Raw genomic sequence first — 21,606 nt, forward strand, 5'->3', positions numbered from 1 at the left:
GGGCATGACGCCCAAAGAAGAAGGAATCAGCGGGCCCGGCCCGAACGGTCTCGCCGACCGCGTCACCGCCGCCGTGGTGGGAGCCGCCGTCGGTGACGCCCTCGGCGGCCCGGTCGAGGGCTACTCCCCCGACCAGATCGCCGAGCGGCACGGCGGTCGCGTGCGCGGCATCGTCGGCCCCTGGCACGGTGACGCCTGGCGCACCGCCCGCCCCGTCGCGCCCTACCACAAGGGCGACGGCCACGTCACCGACGACACCTTGATGACGCACGCGCTCATCCGCGTCTACGACCGCGTCCGCGACCACCTCGACGCCTACGCGATCGTCGACCACCTGGTCCCGGACCTGATGACCACCCCCCGCTGGATCCCCGAGCTGGAGGCCGAGGCACTGCCGCTGCACCGGCTCTTCCTCGCCGAGAAATGGCTGGTGGCCCGGCTGGCCTACGGCCACGCCGACCCCCGGGAAGCGGGCACCGGCAACATCGTCAACTGCGGCGCGGCGATGTACATGGCCCCGGTCGGCCTGGTCAACGCGGCCAACCCGGCCGCCGCGTACGCCGAGGCGCTGGACATCGCGGGCGCGCACCAGTCGTCGTACGGCCGTGAGGCGGCCGGTGTGTTCGCCGCTGCGGTGGCCGCCGCCACCGCCCCCGGCGCGACCCCGGACTCGGTGGTGGGCGCCTGCCTGACCCTGGCCAAGGACGGCACCCGTACGGCGATCGAGAAGGTCTGCGAAGTCGCCTCCGGACACCGGGACTTCGAGTCGGCGCTCGGTCCGCTGCGCGCGGCGGTGGAGCCGTACGACACCGTCGGGCCGGACTACCGTGCCCCCTCCCTCGCCGCCCGCCGCCCCTCCCGGCTGCACTCCATCGAGGAACTCCCGGTCGCGCTCGGCATGCTGGTCGTCTCCGGCGGCGACTACCGGCATGCCGTGCTCGGCTCGGTCAACTACGGCCGTGACTGCGACTCGATCGCGACGATGGCCGGTGCCCTCGCGGGCGCGCTCGGCTCGCCCGCCCCCGAGGAGTGGGCGAAGACGGTCGCCGACGCCAGCCGCCTGGACCTGTGGGCGCCGGCCCGGACGCTCACCGAGGTCACGCGCGAGGTCTTCGACCGGGACGTCCGCCGCCGGCGCGCCCACGAGGAGGCGTTCACCGCGCTCGGAGGCCGGCCGTGCTCCGACTGACCTGGGTCCAGCCGGAGGACCTGCTGGGCCACGAGCTGCGCCAGGCCCGCCTGGACGGGCGCGAGCCGAAGGCGGTCGAGGCGCGCTGGCGGGCGGCGGGCGGCCCGGACGCCCCGGAGCGCGCGGGCGCGTCCCCGCACCGGGCGTCCCGCTATCTGCGCCTGCTGGCGGAGGACCTGCTGGACGAACTCGCCGATCTGCCCAGCCGCTTCGCCGACGACGAGCCCACGGACCTGGCCCGCATCAGGGCCCAGTGCCCCGACTGGCCCGCCGGACGGTCCGCCGCCGCTGCCGGCCCCCGCGCCCTGGAGGCCGCCTGGCTCGGGCGGGCCATCGGCTGTCTCCTCGGCAAACCGGTGGAGAAACTCCCGCTCGACGGCATCCGCGCCCTCGCCCGGGCGACCGGGAACTGGCCCCTCACCACCTGGTTCACCGCCAGGGGAGTCCCCGACGACCTGCTGGCCGCCCACCCCTGGAACCGCCGCTCGGCCCCCACCTCGCTCGCCGAGAACATCGACGGCATGCCCCAGGACGACGACCTCGACTACCCCCTGCTCAACCTGCTGCTGCTCCAGCGCCACGGGAGGACCTTCACCACCGACGACGTGGCCCGGCTCTGGCTCGAAGAACTCCCGCCCGGCCGTACCTTCACCGCCGAACGCGTCGCCCACCGCAACCTCCTCGCCGGCATCGAACCCCCGCACACGGCCCGCCACCGCAACCCGTTCCGCGAGTGGATCGGCGCGCTGATCCGCGCCGACATGCACGGCTGGAGCAACCCGGGTGACCCGGCCGCCGCCGCGGAGCAGGCCCACCGCGACGCGGTCCTCACCCACACCGCCAACGGCGTCTACGCGGCGATGTTCACGGCCGCCACCATCGCCACGGCCGCCACCGGCACGCACGGCGTCCACGCCTGTCTGCGCACCGGCCGCGCGGTGGTCCCGGCCCGCTCCCGCCTGGCGAAGGCGATCGACCACGCCGTCCGACTGGCGACCGCCACCGACGACTTCGACGACGTCGTGGACGAACTCCACGCCGTCTACGGCCCCACCCACCACTGGGTCCACGCCCTCCCCAACACCGCCTTGACCGTTGCCGCCCTCACCCACGCCGACGGCGACTTCACGGGTTCCGTCTGCCGCGCGGTGTCGGGGGGTTGGGACACCGATTCCAACGGCGCCACCGCCGGAAGCGTCGCCGGCCTGCTCGCCGGCTCCCCCGGCGCGCTCCCCGACCGCTGGCGGGCCCCGCTGAAGAACCGGCTCGCCACGACCGTCGCGGACTTCGACGGCACCGGCTTCGACACCCTCGCCCACCTCACCCATCTGGAGGCGACCCGACCATGACCCACATCGCCGTCCTCGGCAGCACGAACATGGACCTCGTCACGTATGTCGGCAAGGCCCCGCAGCGCGGGGAGACCGTGACGGGACGGGAGTTCCGTACGATCCCCGGCGGCAAGGGCGCCAACCAGGCGATCGCCGCGGCCCGCGCCGGCGCCACCGTCTCGATGATCGGCGCGGTCGGCAACGACGCCTTCGGCGCGCGGCTGCGCGACACCCTCGAACACTCCGGCGTGGACACCGACTTCCTGCGCACGGTCGAGGGCCCGTCCGGCACCGCGCACATCGTGGTGGACGACGAGGGCGGCAACGCGATCGTCGTCATCCCCGGCGCGAACGGCACGGTCGACCACCTCTCCCCCGGCGACGAGGGGGTGATCGCCACCGCCGACGCCCTGCTGCTGCAACTGGAGATCCCGCCGGCGGCGGTCGTCGCCGGCGCGCAGGCGGCCCGCCGGCACGGCATCCGTACCGTCCTCACCCCGTCCCCCGTCCAGCCGCTGCCGCCCGAACTCCTGGCCGCCGTCGACCTGTTGGTGCCGAACGAGTACGAGGCGGTCACCCTCACCGGCCGCACCGACCCGCGCGAGGCGGCGGCGGCCCTGCTGGACCTGGTGCCGGAGGTCGTGGTCACCCTGGGCGCCACGGGCTGCCTGTACCTCGCCCGGGGCGCCGAACCGCTCGTCGTCCCCGCGCCCCGCGTGCGGGCCGTGGACTCCACGGGCGCGGGCGACACCTTCGTCGGCACGCTCGCGGTGGCCCTCGCCGAGGAGAAACCGGTACGGGAGGCCCTGTCCTGGGCAGCCGCCGCGGCGGCGATCTCCGTCCAGCGGGAAGGCGCGTCGGCGTCGATGCCGTACCGCCCGGAGATCGAGGCCCAGTACAGCGCATGAACACGACGAGCACGACGAGCACGACACGTACGACGACTACGACGGCCACGACGGCCACGACGGCACGGACGACCCCGGCCCTGGACGGCCTGCGGGTGCTGGACCTCGCGACCCTCTTCGCCGGGCCGATGGCCGCGACGCTGCTCGGTGACTTCGGCGCCGAGGTGATCAAGGTGGAGCACCCGCGGCGGCCCGACCCGTCCCGGGGCCACGGCCCGGCCAAGGACGGCGTCGGCCTGTGGTGGAAGGTGCTCGGCCGCAACAAGCGGGCCATCACCCTCGACCTGTCCGCACCCGGCGGCCGGGCCACCCTGCTGCGGCTCGCCGCCACCGCCGACGTGGTGATCGAGAACTTCCGCCCCGGCACCCTGGAGAAATGGGACCTCGGCTGGCCGGAGCTGTCCGCGGCCAACCCCCGGCTGGTCCTCGCCCGGGTCACCGCCTTCGGCCAGTTCGGCCCCTGCGCGCACCGCCCCGGCTTCGGCACCCTCGCCGAGGCGATGAGCGGCTTCGCCGCGGTCACCGGCGAACCGGACGCGCCCCCGACGCTGCCGCCCTTCGGTCTCGCCGACTCGATCGCCGGCCTGGCGACCGCCTACGCCGTGCTGACGGCACTGGCCGCGCGCGAGCGCACCGGCGCGGGACAGACGGTCGACATGGCGATCATCGAGCCGATCCTGTCGGTCCTCGGCCCCCACGCCACCTGGTACGACCAGCTCGGCTACGTCCAGGAACGCACCGGCAACCGGTCCGCGAACAACGCCCCGCGCAACACCTACCGCACCGCTGACGGCACCTGGGTCGCCGTCTCCACCTCCGCCCAGTCGGTCGCCGAACGGGTGCTACGGCTGGTGGGCCGCCCGGAGCTGATCGAGGAGCCGTGGTTCGCCACCGGCGCGGACCGTGCCGCCCACGCCGATGTGCTGGACGAGGCGGTCGGCTCCTGGATCGCCGGCCGTACCCGCGCCGAGGTGCTCGCGGCCTTCGAGGAGGCGGAGGCCGCGGTGGCCCCGGTGCAGGACGTCCGGGACGTCCTGGCGGACCCCCAGTACCAGGCACTGGACACGGTCACCACCGTCGACGACCCTGAGCTGGGCCCGCTGCGCATGCAGAACGTCCTCTTCCGGCTCTCCGCCACGCCCGGCGGGATCCGCTGGGCCGGCCGCCCGCACGGCGCCGACACCGACGCCGTGCTCAGCGAACTCGGCCTCACCCCGGCCGACATCGCGGCGCTGCGCGCGGAGGGCGCCCTGTGACCCGGTTCCCGCTCACCTGGCTCTACGTCCCCGGCGACCGCCCGCATGTCGTGGCCAAGGCCCTGGTGGCGGGCGCCGACGTGGTGGTGGTCGACCTGGAGGACGCGGTCGCCCCGGACCGCAAGGAGTACGCCCGCGCGGCCACCGCGGAACTCCTGACGGAGCCCCAGCCGGTCCCGGTGCACGTGCGCGTCAACGCCCTGGACGGCGCCTGGGCCGACGCCGACCTCCACGCCCTGGCCGGTCTGCCGGGCCTGTCCGGCGTACGGCTGCCGAAGGTGACGGCCCCGGGCGAGGTACGGCAGGCCGCCGTGGCCACGCCGGTCCCCCTCTACGCGCTCCTGGAGTCGGCCCTCGGCATCGAGCACGCCTACGCCATCGCCACCGCCCACCCCGCCCTGCGGGGCATCGCCCTGGGCGAGGCCGACCTCCGCGCCGACCTCGGGGTGCGGGCCGACGCGGGCCTGGACTGGCCGCGCTCACGGGTGATCGTCGCCGCCCGCGCGGCGGGCCTGGCCCCGCCGTCCCAGACGGTCTACCCGGACATCCGTGACCTGGACGGCCTGGCGGCCTCCTGCGCCCACGGCCGGGCTCTCGGGTTCCTGGGCCGCGCCGCGATCCACCCGCGCCAGTTGCCGGTGATCGAGCGGGCCTACCTGCCCACGGAGGCGGAGACCGAACACGCGGAGACGGTCATCAAAGCGGCCTCGGCGAACGAGGGCGCCCAGGCCCTCCCGGACGGCCGCTTCATCGACGCGGCGGTGGTGGCGATGGCGCGGCGGACCCTGTCGCTGGCTGCCCGGAGCTGACCCTCCGCACACACCGAGGGCGCCCGGAAGAACTCCGGGCGCCCTCGGTGTCGTACCACGAACGGTCAGCTCTTCTCGGCCGGAGCCGCCTTCTCCTCGCCCTGGGCGCCGGCGTCGTCCTCGGCGTCGGCCTTCGTGTCCTCGACGGCCTTCGTGTCCTCGACGGCCTTCGTGTCCTCGACGGCTTCCGTGTCCTTGACAGCCCCGGTGTCCTTGACCGGACCGTCGGAGAACCCCGGCTCGACCACGGCTTCCCGTCCCGGCCGCTTCTTCGACGACACCACGATGTACGCCACCGCCAGCAGGAAGACGAGCAGCGCGGTCCAGTCGTTCAGACGGAGGCCCAGGATGTGGTGGGCGTCGTCCACCCGCATGTACTCGATCCAGCCCCGGCCCACGCAGTACGCGGCGACGTACAGGGCGAACGCCCGGCCGTGCCCCAGCTTGAAGCGGCGGTCCGCCCAGATGACCAGCAGGCCCACCCCGACGCACCACAGGGACTCGTAGAGGAAGGTCGGGTGGTAGTACCCCGGCACCCGGCCGCCCTCGGAGGAGGTGATGTGCAGCGCCCAGGGCAGATGGGTCTCGCGGCCGTACAGCTCCTGGTTGAACCAGTTGCCCCAGCGGCCGATGGCCTGCGCGAAGGCGATGCCGGGCGCGACGGCGTCGGCGTACGCGGGCATCGGGACGCCCCGGCGCCGGGCGCCGATCCACGCGCCGAGCGCGCCGAGCGCGATGGCGCCCCAGATGCCCAGGCCGCCCTCCCACACCTTGAAGGCGTCCACCCAGTCACGGCCCTCGCTGAAGTACAGCTCGTAGTCCGTGATCACGTGGTAGAGCCGGCCGCCGACCAGGCCGAAGGGCACGGCCCAGACGGCGATGTCCGCGACCGTGCCGGACTGCCCGCCGCGGGCGATCCAGCGCCTGTTGCCGAACCAGACGGCAACGAAGACGCCGATGATGATGCAGAAGGCGTAGGCGCGCAGCGGGATGGGGCCGAGGTACTGCACCCCGTGCGACGGGCTGGGGATGTAGGCAAGGTTCATGGGGTTCATGGCAAGTCCGACGCTACCGTGCCGGGCCATGGGGACGGCAAGCATCCCGGCTACGGGTCCATAACGGGGGCGTGAGAAACGCTTACCCCCGGTCGGCCGCCTCCACGAGTTGCTTGAGCTTGGCCGGGGTCATCGTCTGGTCCTGGTAGATGTTCTTGCCGCCGAGCAGCACCGTGGGCGTACCGGTGAGGCCGCCGGAGTGGAACGCCTGGTTGGACCTCTCCACCCAGCTGTCGTGCGTGCCGTCCTGGACGCACTTGCGGAAGGCGGGCGTGCCCAGGCCCTTCACCTTGCCGGCCAGCTCGATCAGCTTGTCGTTGCTCGCGAAGGCGTCGTCGGTCTCCTTCGGCTGGTTCGCGTACAGCACGTCGTGGAATTCGCGGAACTTCCCGGCGTCCTGGGCGCAGGCCGCGGCGTTGGCGGCGCGCAGCGAGCCGCTGCCGCCGAGGTTGCCGTCGATCAGCCGGACGAGGTGGTACTCGATTCTGAGCTTGCCGGCGTCGGTCAGTTCATGGAGGGTCGGCCGGTACGCCACCTCGAAGGCCTGGCAGGCCGGGCAGCGGAAGTCCTCCCACACGGTGAGCGTCGACTTGGCGCCGTCCTTGCCGACCGGGATCGCGAGGCCGTCCTTGCCCTGCGCCCCCGACGGCGCCACAGCCGGGCCCGCGCTGCTGCCCTTGTGCTTGCCGGAGTTCGCGGCGACCACGCCGATCACCGCCGCCAGCCCCAGGACGCAGACGACGCTCGCCCCCACGATCAGCGCGCGCCGTCGCTTCTCCGTGGCCTTCTGCTTCTCGCGCTCGACCGCCAGCCGTTCCCGGGCGGTGCGCTTTCCGTCACGGTTCTTCTCGCTCACACCCCCAGAACGAACCGGGGAGGCGCAGCGCGCCTCCCCGGTCCGAGGTCCACCCGTTCGAGTGACCGCATCATCCGGTGCGGGATGTCCGCCGACGGTCGCTCCCGCCCGTCACGCCTGTCCGCGCACGCCTTTCGCCAGCTCACCGGCCAGCTCGCGGACCGCCGCGAGGCCGGAGGCGTGGTCAGGGGCGTCCAGCATCCGCTTCACGAACGCCGAACCGACGATCACGCCGTCGGCGAAGCCGGCGACCTCGGCGGCCTGGGCCCGGTTGGAGACGCCGAGCCCGACACAGACGGGCAGGTCGGTGCCGGTGGCGCGGGTGCGCCGGACCAGGTCCTGGGCCTGCGTACCGACGGACTCCCGGGTGCCGGTGACGCCCATGAGGGAGGCGGCGTACACGAAGCCGCTGCCCGCCGCGGTGATCTGGGCGAGCCGCTCGTCCTTGCTGCTCGGCGCCACGACGAAGACCGTGGCGAGGCCGTGCTTCTCGGCGTGCTCCCGCCACAGCGCCGACTCCTGCACGGGCAGGTCGGGCAGGATGCAGCCCGCGCCGCCCGCCTCGGCCAGCTCGGCGGTGAACCGCTCCACGCCGTAGCGGTCGATGGGGTTCCAGTACGTCATGACGAGCACCGGCTTCCCGGTGGCCTCGTGGGCCTCCCGGACCGTGCGCATGACGTCGGCGATCCTCACTCCGCCCCGCAGGGCGATGTCGTCGGCGGTCTGGATGACCGGGCCGTCGAGCACCGGGTCGCTGTGCGGCAGCCCGACCTCGACCACGTCGGCGCCCCCGGCGAAGACGGCCTTGATCGCCTCGATGCCGCCGTCCACGGTCGGGAAACCGGCCGGGAGGTAGGCGATGAGCGCGGAGCGGCCCTCGGCCTTGGCGGCGGCGAGGGTGTCGTTCAGCAGCTGTGCGTTCCCGCTCACTTGGCGTCCCCCTCGATCTCGGCGGTGTCGGCTTCGTTGGCGGCCACCTCGGCGTCGGTGTCGTAGAGGCCGAAGTAGCGGGCGGCGGTGTCCATGTCCTTGTCGCCGCGGCCGGACAGGTTGACCACGATCAGGCCGTCCTTGCCCAGCTCCTTGCCGACCTCCAGGGCGCCGGCCAGCGCGTGGGCGCTCTCGATGGCCGGGATGATGCCCTCGGTGCGCGACAGCAGGCGCAGGGCCTGCATGGCGGCGTCGTCGGTGACCGCGCGGTACTCGCCGCGGCCGGAGTCGCGGAGGTAGGAGTGCTCCGGACCGACACCCGGGTAGTCCAGGCCGGCCGAGATCGAGTACGGCTCGGTGATCTGGCCCTCGTCGTCCTGGAGGACGTACGACCGGGAGCCGTGCAGGATGCCGGGCTCGCCGGCGGTGAGGGTGGCCGCGTGCTCGCCGGTCGCGACGCCGTGGCCGGCCGGCTCGCAGCCGATGAGGCGGACGCTCTCGTCGGGGATGAAGGCGTGGAAGAGGCCGATGGCGTTGGAGCCGCCGCCGACACAGGCGACGGCCGCGTCGGGGAGACGGCCGGCGCGCTCCAGGAGCTGACGCCGTACCTCCACCCCGATCACCCGGTGGAAGTCGCGGACCATGGCCGGGAACGGGTGCGGGCCGGCGACCGTGCCGAAGAGGTAGTGGGTGCGGTCGACGTTGGCGACCCAGTCCCGGAACGCCTCGTTGATGGCGTCCTTGAGGGTGCGGCTGCCGGACTTCACGGCGACGACCTCGGCGCCGAGCATACGCATACGGGCCACGTTGAGGGCCTGGCGCCTGGTGTCGACCTCGCCCATGTAGATGGTGCAGTCGAGGCCGAACAGCGCGCAGGCGGTGGCCGTCGCGACACCGTGCTGGCCGGCGCCGGTCTCGGCGATGACCCGGGTCTTGCCCATGCGCTTGGTGAGCAGGGCCTGGCCGAGCACGTTGTTGATCTTGTGGGAGCCGGTGTGGTTGAGGTCCTCGCGCTTGAGGAACACACGGGCGCCACCGGCGTGTTCGGCGAAACGGGGCACCTCGGTGAGCGCCGACGGACGGCCGGTGTAGTGGACGAGCAGGTCGTCGAGCTCACGGGCGAACTCGGGGTCGTGCTTGGCCTTGTCGTACTCGACGGCTACCTCGTCCACGGCGGCGACGAGGGCCTCCGGGATGAACTTGCCGCCGAACGCGCCGAAGTAGCCCTCGGCGCTGGGCACCTGGCCGCTGGGGTCAGGGATGAAGAACTCGCTGGGCATGCGGAAACCTCACGGTGAGTGCGGTGGGACAACACTGATCGCCGTGGGGGCGGGGCCAGTCGTGCGGCCTCAGGCCGGGTGTGGTTGCTCGCGCACACGCGGCGGCAGCCGCATGTCAGACAGGAGTCCCGCGCCCCTTCGGGGCGCGCTGCCATCGGCGTCCGTTGACCTGCCCGGGTTCGTCGCCGATGACGTACCGGACGCGACGGCCGTGCACGCGCCGCGCGGGCGCCCGGCAGCCACGCGGACGGCAGCCGCGCGCCAGGCGCGCGTGCCGGTCCACGGTCGTCACGGTGGGAGTCATCGCTGCCAAGCCTAGCGGGATCAGCCGCGCCCGTGCCGCAGGGCCGGGTGTTCGCCCGCCGCCACCAGGTCGGCCACCGCGGCCTTGGGGTCGCGGCCGGTCACCAGGGACTCGCCGACCAGCACCGCGTCGGCGCCGGCGTTGGCGTACGCGATCAGGTCGTGCGGGCCGCGGACGCCGGACTCGGCGACCTTCACGATGGTGTCCGGGATCTCCGGGGCGACCCGCTCGAACGTGCCGCGGTCCACCTCCAGCGTCTTCAGGTTGCGCGCGTTGACGCCGATGACCTTGGCGCCCGCGTCCACCGCCCGCTCGACCTCGTCCTCGTCGTGCACCTCGACCAGGGGGGTCAGGCCGATGGACACCGCCCGCTCGATCAGCGACTCCAGGGCCGGCTGGTCCAGGGCGGCCACGATCAGCAGCGCGAGGTCGGCGCCGTACGCCCGGGCCTCCCAGAGCTGGTACGACGTGACGATGAAGTCCTTGCGCAGGACGGGGATGTCGACCCGCGCGCGCACCGCCTCCAGGTCGGCGAGCGAACCGCCGAAACGGCGCTGTTCGGTGAGGACGGAGATGACGGCCGCGCCGCCCGCTTCGTAGTCCGCGGCGAGTCCGGCGGGGTCGGCGATGGCGGCCAGCGCGCCCTTGGAGGGGCTGGAGCGCTTCACCTCGCAGATCACCTTGACGCCGTCGCCCTTGAGCGCGGCCACCCCGTCCTTGGCGGCGTGGGCCTTGGCCGCGCGCTCCTTGAGCTCGTCGAGGGTGACGCGTGCCTGCCGCTCCGCGAGGTCGGCACGGACTCCGTCGATGATCTCGTCGAGCACACTCACGCGAGCGGCCCCCTTCCAGACGGTGGTTCCTTCAGGTTCTGAAAACCCGTGGTCAAACCGATGGTATCCGCAGGAGCGCCGAGGCCTCGCATCCGGTGGCAGGCGGTCCCACTACCTGGACATTCGCTGTTGATCAAGGGTGGAGCCAGCCACCGAACGGCAGGTTCCGGACGACGGTGAACACCAGCAGCAGGACGCCGGCCGCCCACAGCGGCGCCGGTCCGACGTCGATCCGCGGCGGCCTGCCGCGTGCCGCGCGGACCACCCACACGGACCACAGCACGGCGAAGCCCAGATAGGCGGCCACGGCCGGCGCGTTGTCGCGCAGGGCGGCGAGGAGGTCGCCGTGCACGAAGGCATGCGCACTGCGCAGCCCGCCGCAGCCGGGGCAGTACAGACCGGTGAGCCGGTACAGGGGGCAGACGGGGTAGTGCCCGGGTTCACCCGGATCGACGACACCGACGTAGGCGAAGGCCCCGCCGACGGCCGCGAACAGCCCCGCGGGGACGGCGACCCGCCGCCAGAGGGGGGCGGGCCCCGGCACCGGGCGGCCGGAGGCATCCACAGGGGCGTTCACGGGGGCATCCGCGGGGGCGTTCACGCGGGCATTCTCCCCCGCCGCCCGTCGGCGTGCCCGCTCGCGGCCCCGGTCGGCGGCATCGCCGGCTCCCACGCGAAGGGCGGCCGGCACCGGGTGCCGGCCGCCCTTCGCGGAAACCCTGGGCTCAGCTCTCGGCCGCGGCCGGCTCCCGCGTGGCCGCGGGCGCGGTGTGCGGCAGCGTACGGGACTCCTTCGGCTGCCCCAGACCCATGGCGCGCATGATGGCGCCGACCACACCGCCGAGGAGCGTGAGGGCCATGCCGGCCCAGAAGCCGACGGGCTGGGCCATCACCATGAAGGCGCCCGCGACGCAGAAACCGATGAAGGCGATGATGACACCGGTCCAGGCGGCCGGGGTGTGACCGTGGCTGCTGCCCGCCATGACTTGCTCCTCGTTGCTGTGTACGTGTCGTACTGTCCGAGCCGGACGCTCGCCCTCCATTGTCCCGTACGCGCACGCGTGCCCGACGCGGGGGTGGCGTCTGTTTCACCACACCTGGGTCCCCGCTCCGGATGCGGGCTCCGGGCGCGCCCCGCGGATTCAGGCGCCCGTCGGGTCCTCGCCCCGGTCCAGCGCCTTCCAGATCTCCTCGGGCCGCTCCGGATCGACCGGCCGGGCCGTGCGCCGCGGGCGGGCGGTGCCGCGCTCGTAGCGGCCGGACATGGCGGGCCACAGACGGCCGTAGCGCAGGGCGAGCAGTCCGGCGAGCAGGAGCAGCACGCCGCCGGCGGCGGCGACATACGGCCAGCCGGTGTGGGTGAGCGCGTCGACCGTGGCGGAGGTGTCGCCGCTCGCCTTGGCGGCCTGCTCGTCCAGCGCGGAGCTGTCGGAGGCGGACACGAGGGCCGCGGCGGCGATCCCGGCGCCGGACAGCGCGAGCAGCCCGGAGACGAGGAACCGGCCGGCCCTGCGGACGGCGAAGACGGCGACGAGCGCGGCGAGGCCCACTATGGCGAGGGCCGCGGGGACGCCCGTGACGTCGCTGCCCTTGGCGGTCAGCGGGAACGCGCCGCCGGCCACCGTCGCGGTGCCCTCCGCCCAGCGCTGCCGGGTCGCGAGCAGCGCCACGGCCGCGCCGAGCGCACCGCACAGGAGGGCCACGGCGAGGCTCCGCCGGCCGGACCGGGCGGACGCGGCGGCTTGGGAACGGGGGTCAGGTACGGCAGTCACGTACTCCACTATCGCCTGAACCCCGGGTGAGCCGTCACCCGGGGTTCGTATGAGAAGCGCCCTATGCGCGAGCGGAATGCCCTACGCGCCCAACCGGTTGGCGGTGTGCACGGCCCGCAGCACCGCCGCCGCCTTGTTGCGGCACTCCTGGTCCTCCGCGACCGGGTCGGAGTCGGCGACGATGCCGGCGCCGGCCTGGACGTAGGCCGTGCCGTCGCGGAGCAGGGCCGTACGGATGGCGATCGCGGTGTCGGAGTCGCCGGCGAAGTCCAGGTAGCCGACGCAGCCGCCGTACAGGCCGCGCCGGGACGGCTCCAGTTCGTCGATGATCTGCATCGCGCGGGGCTTGGGGGCGCCGGAGAGGGTGCCGGCCGGGAAGCAGGCGGTGAGCACGTCGAAGGCCGTGCGGCCGGGGGCGACGGTGCCGGTGACGGTCGAGACGATGTGCATCACGTGCGAGTAGCGCTCGACGGACATGAAGTCGACCACCTCGACCGAGCCGGGCTCGCAGACCCGGCCGAGGTCGTTGCGGCCGAGGTCGACCAGCATCAGGTGCTCGGCGCGTTCCTTGGGGTCGGCGAGGAGTTCCTCGGCGAGGGCCTGGTCCTCCTGCGGGGTGGCCCCGCGGTGCCGGGTGCCGGCGATGGGGTGGACCATCGCGCGTCCGTCCTCGACCTTCACCAGCGCTTCCGGGGAGGAGCCGACGACGTCGAACCCGTCGAAGCGGAAGAGGTACATGTACGGCGAGGGGTTGGTGGCCCGCAGGACCCGGTAGACGTCCAGGGCGCCGGCCGTGCACGGGGTCTCGAAGCGCTGGGAGGGCACGACCTGGAAGGCCTCGCCCGCGCGGATGCGCTCCTTGACGTCCTCGACGGCCCGCTGGAAGTCGGGGCCGCCCCAGCGGGCGGTGTACTCGGGGAGCTCGGAGGGCGGCAGGTGGGCCGGGGGCTGGGCGACCGGGCGGGTGAGGTCGGCCTCCATGGCGTCGAGGCGGGCGACGGCGTCCGCGTACGCCTCGTCGACGCCGGTGTCGAGGTCGTTGTGGTTGATCGCGTTGGCGATCAGCAGGACCGAGCCCTCCCAGTGGTCCATCACCGCGAGGTCGCTGGTCAGCAGCATGGTCAGTTCGGGCAGCCTCAGGTCGTCGCGCTCGCCGGGGCCGATCTTCTCCAGGCGGCGGACGATGTCGTAGCCCAGGTAGCCGACCATGCCGCCGGTGAAGGGCGGCAGGCCCTCCTGGTGCGGGGTGTGCAGGGCCTGGAGGGTGGCGCGCAGGGCCGCGAGGGGGTCGCCGTCGGTGGGGACGCCGACGGGCGGGGTGCCGAGCCAGTGGGCCTGTCCGTCCCGCGCGGTGAGCGTGGCGGCGCTGCGGACGCCGACGAAGGAGTAACGGGACCAGGAACGGCCGTTCTCCGCGGACTCCAGCAGGAAGGTGCCGGGGCGCTCGGCGGCGAGCTTGCGGTACAGCGCGACCGGGGTGTCGCCGTCGGCGAGCAGCTTGCGCGTGACCGGGATGACGCGCCGGTCGGTGGCCAGCTTGCGGAAGGTCTCCAGTTCCATGGCCGCTGACCTTACTGACCGGATCCGGGTACGCCGGAACCGGCGTCCTTGAGGAGCACGTCCGCGTCGAAGCAGGTGCGGGCCCCGGTGTGGCAGGCGGCGCCGACCTGGTCGACCTTGACCAGCAGGGTGTCGGCGTCGCAGTCCAGCGCGACCGACTTCACCCACTGGACGTGGCCGGAGGTGTCGCCCTTGACCCAGTACTCCTGGCGGCTGCGCGACCAGTAGGTGCAGCGGCCGGTGGTCAGCGTCCGGTGCAGCGCCTCGTCGTCCATCCAGCCGAGCATGAGCACCTCGCCGGTGTCGTACTGCTGGGCGATGGCGGGGACGAGCCCGTCGGCGCTGCGCTTGAGCCGCGCGACGATCTCCGGGTCGAGGCTGCTGGGCCGGGGGGCACCGGTCGTACTGGTCATGGGTCACATTGTGCCGCGCGGGACCGACAGCGGGACGCGGCCGTCCACGAAATGGTCACGGCGGCGCGGAGCGACTCCACGGGTGGGCGGACCTGTTACGTGGTCGTAGGCTGACACCATGTCGACCTTCGCCAAGCGTGAACGGCTCCTCCTCGCCGACCTCTTGGAAACCGTCGGGCCGGACGCCGAGACCCTCTGCGAGGGCTGGCGGACCCGGGACCTGGCCGCGCACGTGGTCGTGCGCGAGCGCCGCCCGGACGCGGCGGGGGGCGCGCTGATCAAGCAGCTCGCGCCGCGTCTGGAGAAGGTGACGGCCGAGTACACGGCGAAGCCGTACGAGGAGCTGATCCAGCTGATCCGTACCGGCCCGCCGCGCTTCTCGCCCTTCCAGCTCAAGCAGGTCGACGAGGCGGCCAACATCGTGGAGTTCTACGTCCACACGGAGGACGTCCGCCGCGCCCAGCCGGACTGGAGCCCGCGCGAGCTGGACCCGGTCTTCCAGGACGCGCTGTGGTCCCGCCTCGAACGCGCCGCGCGGCTGATGGGCCGGGGCGCGCCGACGGGTCTGGTGCTGCGCCGCCCGAACGGCCAGACGGCGGTGGCGCACCGGGGCACCCCGGTGGTCACGGCGACCGGTGAGCCGTCGGAGCTGCTGATGTTCGCGTTCGGCCGGCAGCGCGCGGCCAAGGTGGAGCTGGACGGCGACACGGAGGCGATCGCCAGGCTGCACGAGACCGGGCAGCTGGGCATCTGAGAGGGCCGGGCCGTGATCAAGGTGGCGATGACCGGCGTCTACGTCGACGACGTGGCGACGGCGCACGCCTTCTACACCGACGTCCTCGGCTTCGAGACCCGTGCGCACATGGACCTCGGCGACGGCACGCTCTTCGTGACGGTCGGGGCGCGGGAGGGCGCCCAGCCGGATCTCCAGCTGCTGCTGGAGCCCGGCCAGGGACCGATCGCGGAGCCGTACCGCAGGGCGCTGTACGAGGCGGGGCTGCCGTGCATCGTCTTCTCCGTGGACGACCTGGGAGCGGAGTACGACCGGCTGCGCGGCCTCGGTGTCCGGTTCACGCATCCCCCGCGGGAGCAGGGGCCGGTCATCGCGGCGGTGTTCGACGACACGGTGGGCAATCTGGTGCAGCTGGTTCAGCCCAAGGAGTGAACGGCGGTCAGCCCGGGAGTTCGGCGCGGCGCAGGGCCGGTACGGCGAGGGCGACGACCCCGCCGAGCCCGCAGACGACCGCGCTGGCCACGAACACCGGGCCGAGACCCCAGGCCCCGATCGCGGCGGCGGCGAACGGCATGCTCAGCGGGGTGAGGCCCAGGCTGACCAGGCCGGAGACGGAGGTGACCCGGCCGAGGTAGGCGGGGTCGGAGTGGGTCTGGAGCAGGGCGCCGCACATCGCGCCGCTGAGCCCGGTGAGCAGACCGACCAGCACGGCCGTGGCGACGGCTGTGACGAGGCCCGGCACATAGGCGAGGGCGCCGATGGCCACGCAGCCCGCGATGATGGCGGCCCCGGCGACCAGCCCGGCGCGCGGCAGCCGCCCCCGGACGGTCAGCAGCAGCGAGGCGGCCCCCGCGCCGGCCCCGAATCCGGCGAGCACCCAGCCCATGCCCGCGGCACCCCAGCCGCGCCGGTCGGCGAGCAGGGTCAGCCCGACGTTCAACGGCCCGACGAAGCCGAGGTCACCGAGGGCGATGGCGACCATGAGCGGCGCGAGCACCCGGTGCCGCCGGATGTACCGCAGCCCGGCCCGCAGGTCACCCCAGGGGGTTCCCGCCGTGCCGGGGGTGCCGTCCTCGGGCAGCTCCCGCACCCGTACCGACACCAGGAGCGGTACGGACAGCGCGATGAGCAGCCCGGCGACGGTGAACGCGGCCGGGGCTCCGCCGGCGGCCACGGCGAGCCCGCCGAGCGGGGCGCCCGCGACGCTCGCGAAACGGATCGCGAGGCCGCGCATGCCCTGGACGCGGGCGAGCTGGTCCTTCTCGGTGAGACGGGCCGGCAGCGCGCCCACGGCGGGCATGAACACGGCGTCGACGGTGCCGAAGGCCAGCGCCAGCAGGGCGAGCGGCCACAGCCCGGGGCTGGTGAGGTACAGCAGGGCGGCCACGGCGAGGACGGCGGCGCAGCGTACGGCGTCGCTGCCGATGACGACCCGCCGCGGCCCGAACCGGTCGGCGACCACTCCCCCGCCGAGCATCAGCACGGCCCTGGGCAGCGCGCTGGCCGACATCACGAGTCCGGCCTGCGCGGGACTCCCGGCCTGGACGGCGGCCCAGGACAGGGCGAGGTAGTAGACGCTGTCGCCGAGCATCGAGGAGGTGTAGGCCCCGAGCCAGCGCAGCACGTTGGGGTCGCGGTGGGCCCGCGCGGTGGCCGGCGGTATGAGCGTGGCGGTCACGGGAGGGCTGTCCTCTCAGACGTCAGACACGGAACGGGAAGCCGTACACGTGCAGCGCGACGTGCTCGCGCCCCTCGGTGTCACCGGCGGCCTCGCGGGCCCGCCCCCGCTCGTCGTACCGCTTGAGCAGATCGGTCAGGTCCTTCTTCAGCTCGGCGAGTTCACCGGTGGTGAGCCGGAGCAGGGACTCGGAGTCGTGGGCCGCGGTGTTCCACCCGGGGCCCCAGTGGGCGCGTTCGTCGAGGTACCTCCGGTACATCTCGGCGCGCTGCTCCAGGAACATCCGCGAGGCCGCCAGGTGCGCCGCCGCCTTCTCGGGGGCGTCCCGGAAGTCCTCGTCGCGGATGGTGACGCCCTCGGACGACGGCTGCCACCAGCGCTCCCGCGCGTCCGCGCTGCGTGGCTCGGCCTCCTCGACGAGACCGTGCTCGGCCAGCTTGCGCAGGTGGTAGCTGACGAGGGAGACGGCCTCGTCCACCTGCTCGGCGAGCTGTGAGGCGGTGGCGACCTCCGCGACGAACAGCAGGCGGTACAGCTTCATGCGCAGCGGGTGGGCGAGCGCCTTGAGCGTCCCGATGTCGGTGATCCGGCGGTTCTCCTCGCGTGTCATGATCCGAACCCTAGATACGCAAGAGAAGTTGCGCAATATTCCTTGCGCAACTTCTCTTGCGCGACTCTCCTGCATGACTTCTCTCGCGCGTCCGGCGTACGAGAAGGCCCCGGCCGCCCGCTTCCGTTCTAGTGGTCGTCGCAACACCCCAGTTCAAGGGGTGCGGTGGACTTCGAGATCCGGAAGGATCGGCGGCCTCAGGGGCCGAGGAGGTTGGACCGTGAGCGGGAGGAATACCTTCGGCTCGTGGATCTTGGAATAGGGAACACGGAAGCCTGCCGGATCGTCGGTATCAACCGCCGCACCGGCAAGCGTTGGCTCTACGGCCGGCAGGCATCCGGGAGGTACAAGGCAGCCCCGCCCATCGTGGATACGGGGCTGCCCTGGCAGGCGCCCGAACCCCCGGCTCGTCCTGAGGAGCCCGTTGGCCCCTCGCGCTACCTCACCGAGGGCGACCGCATCCACATCGCTGACCGGATCCGGGAGAAGGCGTCCGTCCGGGCCATCGCGGCCGAGCCGGGCCGTAGTCCCTCCACCGTCAGCCGGGAGATCCGCCGCAACCGCACGCTCATGCCAGGCGGCGGCTGGTACTACCGTCCGCACGCCGCCCAGCGCCGCGCGGACGCCCGCAAACCGCGCCCCAAGCCCGGCAAGATCGGCCAGAACCCCGAGCTGCGGGACTTCGTCCAGGACCACCTGACCCGGCGGTGGAGTCCGGAGCAGATCTGCCACGCTCTACGGGCACGTTTCCCCGACCGGCCGCAGATGCACGTGGTCCACGAGACGATCTACCAGGCGCTTTACGTCCAGGGCCGCAGGGAACTGAGGCGCGAGCTGACCCGGGCACTGCGGACCGGACGCGCGATGCGCCGCCCGCACCGGCACTCGGCAGCCCGCCGATCGCGGTTCGTGCACCCCATGGTCATGATCAGCGAACGGCCGGCCGAGGTCGCCGACCGGGCCATCCCCGGCCACTGGGAAGGCGACCTGATCCTCGGCAAGAACAACGGCTCCGCCATCGGCACCCTGGTCGGACGCAGCACCCGCTGCCTGATGCTCGTCCACCTCCCACGCGACCACGGCGCCGCCGCTGTCCGAAACGCGCTCACCGAGACCGTCCAGACTCTCCCACCTCACCTGATGCGGTCACTGACCTGGGACCAGGGCATCGAGATGGCCTCCCACCGAGCCTTCACCGTCACCACGGACATCCCGGTCTACTTCTGCGACCCGGCCAGCCCCTGGCAGCGCGGCTCGAACGAGAACACCAACGGCCTGCTGCGGCAGTACTTCCGACTTGTATAGGGGGCAGCGGTGTTCGTGATCGGGTTGTTGCTACGACCCCTGGAATCCGCCAATTCGCCCGGGGCCCTTCGGAGCGGCGGCTACCTCACCGGGTGCCCTGCCCCCCGCAGCGCGTCCTTCACCTGGCCGATCCTCAGGTCGCCGAAGTGGAACACCGATGCCGCGAGGACCGCGTCCGCGCCCGCGTCGATGGCCGGGGGGAAGTCGGCCAGCTTGCCGGCGCCGCCGGAGGCGATCACCGGGACGGTCACGTGCTTGCGCACCGCCGCGATCATCTCCAGGTCGTAGCCGTCCTTCGTGCCGTCCGCGTCCATGGAGTTCAGCAGGATCTCCCCCGCGCCCAGCTCGGCCGCCCGGTGCGCCCACTCCACCGCGTCGATGCCGGTGCCGCGCCGGCCGCCGTGGGTGGTCACCTCGAAGGTGCCCCCGGGGGTGCGGCGCGCGTCCACCGAGAGGACCAGCACCTGCCGGCCGAACCGCTCGGCGATCTCGCGGATCAGGTCGGGGCGCGCGATGGCCGCCGTGTTGACACCCACCTTGTCGGCGCCCGCCCGCAGCAGCTTGTCCACGTCCTCCGCCGTGCGGACGCCGCCGCCGACGGTCAGGGGGATGAACACCTGCTCGGCGGTGCGGCGCACCACGTCGTACGTCGTCTCCCGGTCGCCGGAGGACGCGGTGATGTCCAGGAACGTCAGCTCGTCGGCGCCCTCGGCGTCGTACACCTTGGCCATCTCGACGGGGTCGCCGGCGTCGCGCAGGTTCTGGAAGTTGACGCCCTTGACGACCCGGCCGTTGTCCACGTCCAGGCAGGGGATGACTCGGACCGCCAGGGTCATGAATCCACGGCTCCTTAAAGGCCTTCAGCCTCTGAATGCTTCTAGTTCTACTTCGACCAGGATGCGCGGGTCGACGAAGCCCTCCACGACCAGCAGGGTCGAGACCGGGCGGACGGCGTCGAACAGCTCCTGGTGGGCCCGCCCGACGGCGTCCACGTCCCGCACATGGGTCAGGTACATCCGCGTACGGATCACGGACTCGATGCCGAGCCCGAACTCGCCGATCGCCTCCAGGGCGCTGGTGAAGGCCACCTTGGCCTGTTCGTACGGGTCGCCCTCCCCGTACAGCACGGTGCCCTTGAAGGACGTCGTGCCGCCCACCAGCACCCGGTCACCCGCCGCGACGGCGCGTGCGAACCCGAAACTCTCTTCCCAGGGACTTCCGCTCTGCACGCGCCGCACGGCTCCGCTCATGACGACACAGCCTCCAAGGCCTCTTCCAGGGTGAACGCCTTCGCGTACAGCGCCTTCCCTACGATGGCGCCCTCGACACCGAGGGGTACCAGTTCGGCGATGGCGCGGAGGTCGTCCAGGGACGACACGCCGCCGGAGGCCACGACCGGGCGGTCGGTTGCGGCACACACGTTCCTCAGCAGCTCCAGGTTGGGACCCTGGAGGGTGCCGTCCTTGGCGATGTCGGTGACGACGTAGCGGGCGCAGCCCTCCTTGTCCAGGCGCGCCAGCGTCTCGTAGAGGTCGCCGCCGTCGCGGGTCCAGCCCCGGCCGCGCAGCGTGGTGCCGCGCACGTCCAGGCCGACGGCGACCTTGTCGCCGTGCTCGGCGATGACCTCGGCGACCCACTCGGGGGTCTCCAGGGCGGCCGTGCCGAGGTTCACCCGGGTGCAGCCGGTGGCGAGGGCGGCGGCGAGGGTGTCGTCGTCGCGGATGCCGCCGGACAGCTCCACCTTGATGTCCATGGCCCTCGCGACCTCGGCGATCAGGGCGCGGTTGTCGCCGGTGCCGAACGCGGCGTCCAGGTCGACCAGGTGCAGCCACTCGGCGCCGGACCGCTGCCAGGCGAGGGCGGCCTCCAGCGGGGAGCCGTAGGAGGTCTCGGTCCCGGACTCGCCGTGCACGAGGCGGACGGCCTGGCCGTCGCGGACGTCGACGGCGGGGAGGAGTTCGAGCTTGGCCATGGTCTACAGGGTTCCGATCCAGTTGGTGAGGAGCTGGGCGCCGGCGTCGCCGGACTTCTCGGGGTGGAACTGGGTGGCCCACAGGGCGCCGTTCTCCACGGCGGCCACGAACGGCTTGCCGTGCGTCGACCAGGTGACCTTGGGAGCCTCGATCACCGGGTTGTGGCTCTCCAGGGCCCAGTCGTGGACGGCGTAGGAGTGCACGAAGTAGAACCGCGCGTCGGCGGGCAGGCCGGCGAACAGCCGCGAGTCGGCCGGGGCGTCCACGGTGTTCCAGCCCATGTGGGGCACGACCTCGGCCTGGAGCGGCGCGACCGTGCCGGGCCACTCGTCCAGGCCCTCGGCCTCCACGCCGTGCTCGATGCCGCGCGCGAAGAGGATCTGCATGCCGACGCAGATGCCCATGACCGGGCGCCCGCCGGACAGCCGGCGGTCCACGACCCAGTCGCCCCGGGCGGCGCGCAGGCCCCGCATGCAGGCGGCGAAGGCGCCGACGCCCGGCACGAGCAGGCCGTCGGCGTTCATCGCCTTGTCGAAGTCACGCGTGATCTCGACGTCGGCGCCCACGCGCGCGAGGGCCCGCTCGGCGGAGCGGACGTTGCCGAAGCCGTAGTCGAAGACGACGACCTTCTTGTTCGTGGACGTGGTGCTCAATTCCACACCTCCAGCCGCATGACGCCCGCCACCAGGCACAGGCCCGCGCCGATCGAGAGCAGCACGATCAGGCTGGTGGGCATCTTCTGCTTGACGAAGGAGATGATGCCGCCGACCAGGAAGAGGCCGACGACGATCAGGAGGGTCGACAGACCGGTCAT

The 21,606-nt window shown here is 73.0% G+C and carries 25 protein-coding genes and 1 pseudogene; 8 read left to right on the plus strand and 18 right to left on the minus strand.

The window, feature by feature from the left end; translation table 11 throughout:
• Positions 1-4: 4 nt before the first annotated feature.
• Genes IE273_RS14640 through IE273_RS14660 form a run of 5 tightly spaced genes read left to right on the plus strand, consistent with a single transcriptional unit; the run spans position 5 to position 5,493 of the window.
• Positions 5-1,189, plus strand: a complete 1,185-nt coding sequence (locus IE273_RS14640; RefSeq protein ID WP_189815598.1) for an ADP-ribosylglycohydrolase family protein — start codon at positions 5-7, stop codon at positions 1,187-1,189.
• On the plus strand, positions 1,177-2,538 hold the full coding sequence (locus tag IE273_RS14645; RefSeq protein ID WP_189815599.1) for an ADP-ribosylglycohydrolase family protein: 1,362 nt from the start codon (positions 1,177-1,179) through the stop codon (positions 2,536-2,538). Before IE273_RS14640 ends, IE273_RS14645 begins: the two co-directional genes overlap by 13 nt.
• Positions 2,535-3,428 (plus strand): ribokinase, encoded by an 894-nt coding sequence (gene rbsK, locus IE273_RS14650; protein ID WP_189815600.1) that lies wholly within the window; start codon positions 2,535-2,537, stop codon positions 3,426-3,428. Before IE273_RS14645 ends, rbsK begins: the two co-directional genes overlap by 4 nt.
• Positions 3,425-4,684, plus strand: coding sequence for a CaiB/BaiF CoA transferase family protein (locus tag IE273_RS14655; protein WP_268257505.1), 1,260 nt, complete (start codon positions 3,425-3,427; stop codon positions 4,682-4,684). Before rbsK ends, IE273_RS14655 begins: the two co-directional genes overlap by 4 nt.
• On the plus strand, positions 4,681-5,493 hold the full coding sequence (locus IE273_RS14660) for an HpcH/HpaI aldolase/citrate lyase family protein (protein WP_189815601.1): 813 nt from the start codon (positions 4,681-4,683) through the stop codon (positions 5,491-5,493). The genes IE273_RS14655 and IE273_RS14660 overlap by 4 nt, the downstream gene beginning before the upstream one ends.
• A gap of 65 nt (positions 5,494-5,558) precedes the next feature.
• On the opposite strand, the gene lgt is transcribed toward IE273_RS14660, so the two are convergent.
• The 11 genes from lgt to hisI form a co-directional block, all read right to left on the minus strand.
• Positions 5,559-6,539, minus strand: coding sequence for a prolipoprotein diacylglyceryl transferase (lgt, locus tag IE273_RS14665; protein WP_189815602.1), 981 nt, complete (start codon positions 6,537-6,539; stop codon positions 5,559-5,561).
• A 91-nt stretch (positions 6,540-6,630) separates the two neighbouring features.
• Positions 6,631-7,404 carry a DsbA family protein gene (locus tag IE273_RS14670; RefSeq protein ID WP_189815603.1) on the minus strand — a complete coding sequence of 258 codons (774 nt, stop codon included), beginning with the start codon at positions 7,402-7,404 and terminating at the stop codon, positions 6,631-6,633.
• Between the two features lie 111 nt (positions 7,405-7,515).
• On the minus strand, positions 7,516-8,334 hold the full coding sequence (gene trpA / locus IE273_RS14675; RefSeq protein ID WP_189815604.1) for a tryptophan synthase subunit alpha: 819 nt from the start codon (positions 8,332-8,334) through the stop codon (positions 7,516-7,518).
• On the minus strand, positions 8,331-9,614 hold the full coding sequence (trpB, locus tag IE273_RS14680; RefSeq protein ID WP_189815605.1) for a tryptophan synthase subunit beta: 1,284 nt from the start codon (positions 9,612-9,614) through the stop codon (positions 8,331-8,333). Before trpB ends, trpA begins: the two co-directional genes overlap by 4 nt.
• 115 nt (positions 9,615-9,729) lie before the next feature.
• Positions 9,730-9,918, minus strand: coding sequence for a tryptophan biosynthesis modulator TrpM (gene trpM, locus IE273_RS45120; RefSeq protein WP_189883883.1), 189 nt, complete (start codon positions 9,916-9,918; stop codon positions 9,730-9,732).
• A gap of 20 nt (positions 9,919-9,938) precedes the next feature.
• On the minus strand, positions 9,939-10,748 hold the full coding sequence (trpC, locus tag IE273_RS14685; protein ID WP_014672119.1) for an indole-3-glycerol phosphate synthase TrpC: 810 nt from the start codon (positions 10,746-10,748) through the stop codon (positions 9,939-9,941).
• A gap of 133 nt (positions 10,749-10,881) precedes the next feature.
• Positions 10,882-11,325, minus strand: coding sequence for a DUF2752 domain-containing protein (locus IE273_RS14690; protein WP_189815606.1), 444 nt, complete (start codon positions 11,323-11,325; stop codon positions 10,882-10,884).
• Between the two features lie 148 nt (positions 11,326-11,473).
• Complete coding sequence (locus tag IE273_RS14695) at positions 11,474-11,731, minus strand: HGxxPAAW family protein (RefSeq protein ID WP_189815607.1); 258 nt, start codon at positions 11,729-11,731, stop codon at positions 11,474-11,476.
• A gap of 159 nt (positions 11,732-11,890) precedes the next feature.
• Positions 11,891-12,529: a TIGR02234 family membrane protein gene (locus IE273_RS14700; RefSeq protein ID WP_103815173.1), complete on the minus strand. Its 639-nt coding sequence runs from the start codon at positions 12,527-12,529 to the stop codon at positions 11,891-11,893.
• A 72-nt stretch (positions 12,530-12,601) separates the two neighbouring features.
• Entirely contained in the window at positions 12,602-14,080 is a 1,479-nt protein-coding gene (locus IE273_RS14705; RefSeq protein ID WP_189815608.1) for an anthranilate synthase component I, read from the minus strand.
• An 11-nt stretch (positions 14,081-14,091) separates the two neighbouring features.
• Positions 14,092-14,493, minus strand: a complete 402-nt coding sequence (hisI, locus tag IE273_RS14710) for a phosphoribosyl-AMP cyclohydrolase (protein WP_014672124.1) — start codon at positions 14,491-14,493, stop codon at positions 14,092-14,094.
• A 118-nt stretch (positions 14,494-14,611) separates the two neighbouring features.
• Between hisI and IE273_RS14715 the strand changes: the two genes are divergently transcribed.
• Together IE273_RS14715 and IE273_RS14720 are read left to right on the plus strand one after the other, a co-directional pair.
• Positions 14,612-15,247 (plus strand): TIGR03085 family metal-binding protein, encoded by a 636-nt coding sequence (locus IE273_RS14715; protein ID WP_189815609.1) that lies wholly within the window; start codon positions 14,612-14,614, stop codon positions 15,245-15,247.
• 12 nt (positions 15,248-15,259) lie between these two features.
• A complete protein-coding gene (locus IE273_RS14720; protein ID WP_189815610.1) occupies positions 15,260-15,658 on the plus strand; it encodes a VOC family protein in 399 nt (132 codons plus the stop codon).
• Between the two features lie 7 nt (positions 15,659-15,665).
• Here IE273_RS14720 and IE273_RS14725 read toward each other — a convergent pair whose 3' ends face one another.
• Together IE273_RS14725 and IE273_RS14730 are read right to left on the minus strand one after the other, a co-directional pair.
• Positions 15,666-16,904 carry an MFS transporter gene (locus tag IE273_RS14725; RefSeq protein ID WP_189815611.1) on the minus strand — a complete coding sequence of 413 codons (1,239 nt, stop codon included), beginning with the start codon at positions 16,902-16,904 and terminating at the stop codon, positions 15,666-15,668.
• Between the two features lie 22 nt (positions 16,905-16,926).
• Positions 16,927-17,514, minus strand: coding sequence for an ArsR/SmtB family transcription factor (locus tag IE273_RS14730; RefSeq protein ID WP_189815612.1), 588 nt, complete (start codon positions 17,512-17,514; stop codon positions 16,927-16,929).
• 165 nt (positions 17,515-17,679) lie between these two features.
• Here IE273_RS14730 and IE273_RS14735 point away from each other — a divergent pair.
• Positions 17,680-18,807 (plus strand): annotated as a pseudogene (locus IE273_RS14735) (IS30 family transposase); the annotation flags it as partial.
• A gap of 92 nt (positions 18,808-18,899) precedes the next feature.
• Here IE273_RS14735 and hisF read toward each other — a convergent pair.
• From hisF to IE273_RS14760, 5 genes are read right to left on the minus strand one after another with little or no spacing between them, the layout of a single operon-like run.
• Positions 18,900-19,655 (minus strand): imidazole glycerol phosphate synthase subunit HisF, encoded by a 756-nt coding sequence (hisF, locus tag IE273_RS14740; RefSeq protein ID WP_189815613.1) that lies wholly within the window; start codon positions 19,653-19,655, stop codon positions 18,900-18,902.
• 24 nt (positions 19,656-19,679) lie between these two features.
• Entirely contained in the window at positions 19,680-20,069 is a 390-nt protein-coding gene (locus IE273_RS14745) for a RidA family protein (RefSeq protein WP_103815187.1), read from the minus strand.
• A complete protein-coding gene (gene priA, locus IE273_RS14750) occupies positions 20,066-20,791 on the minus strand; it encodes a bifunctional 1-(5-phosphoribosyl)-5-((5-phosphoribosylamino)methylideneamino)imidazole-4-carboxamide isomerase/phosphoribosylanthranilate isomerase PriA (protein ID WP_189815614.1) in 726 nt (241 codons plus the stop codon). Before priA ends, IE273_RS14745 begins: the two co-directional genes overlap by 4 nt.
• Positions 20,792-20,794: 3 nt before the next feature.
• Positions 20,795-21,451: an imidazole glycerol phosphate synthase subunit HisH gene (hisH, locus tag IE273_RS14755; RefSeq protein WP_189815615.1), complete on the minus strand. Its 657-nt coding sequence runs from the start codon at positions 21,449-21,451 to the stop codon at positions 20,795-20,797.
• Positions 21,442-21,606 (minus strand): CG2302 family histidine operon protein, encoded by a 165-nt coding sequence (locus IE273_RS14760; protein ID WP_014672133.1) that lies wholly within the window; start codon positions 21,604-21,606, stop codon positions 21,442-21,444. Before IE273_RS14760 ends, hisH begins: the two co-directional genes overlap by 10 nt.

This window comes from Streptomyces olivaceoviridis, from assembly GCF_014650115.1.
GTDB classification, from domain to species: domain Bacteria; phylum Actinomycetota; class Actinomycetes; order Streptomycetales; family Streptomycetaceae; genus Streptomyces; species Streptomyces olivaceoviridis.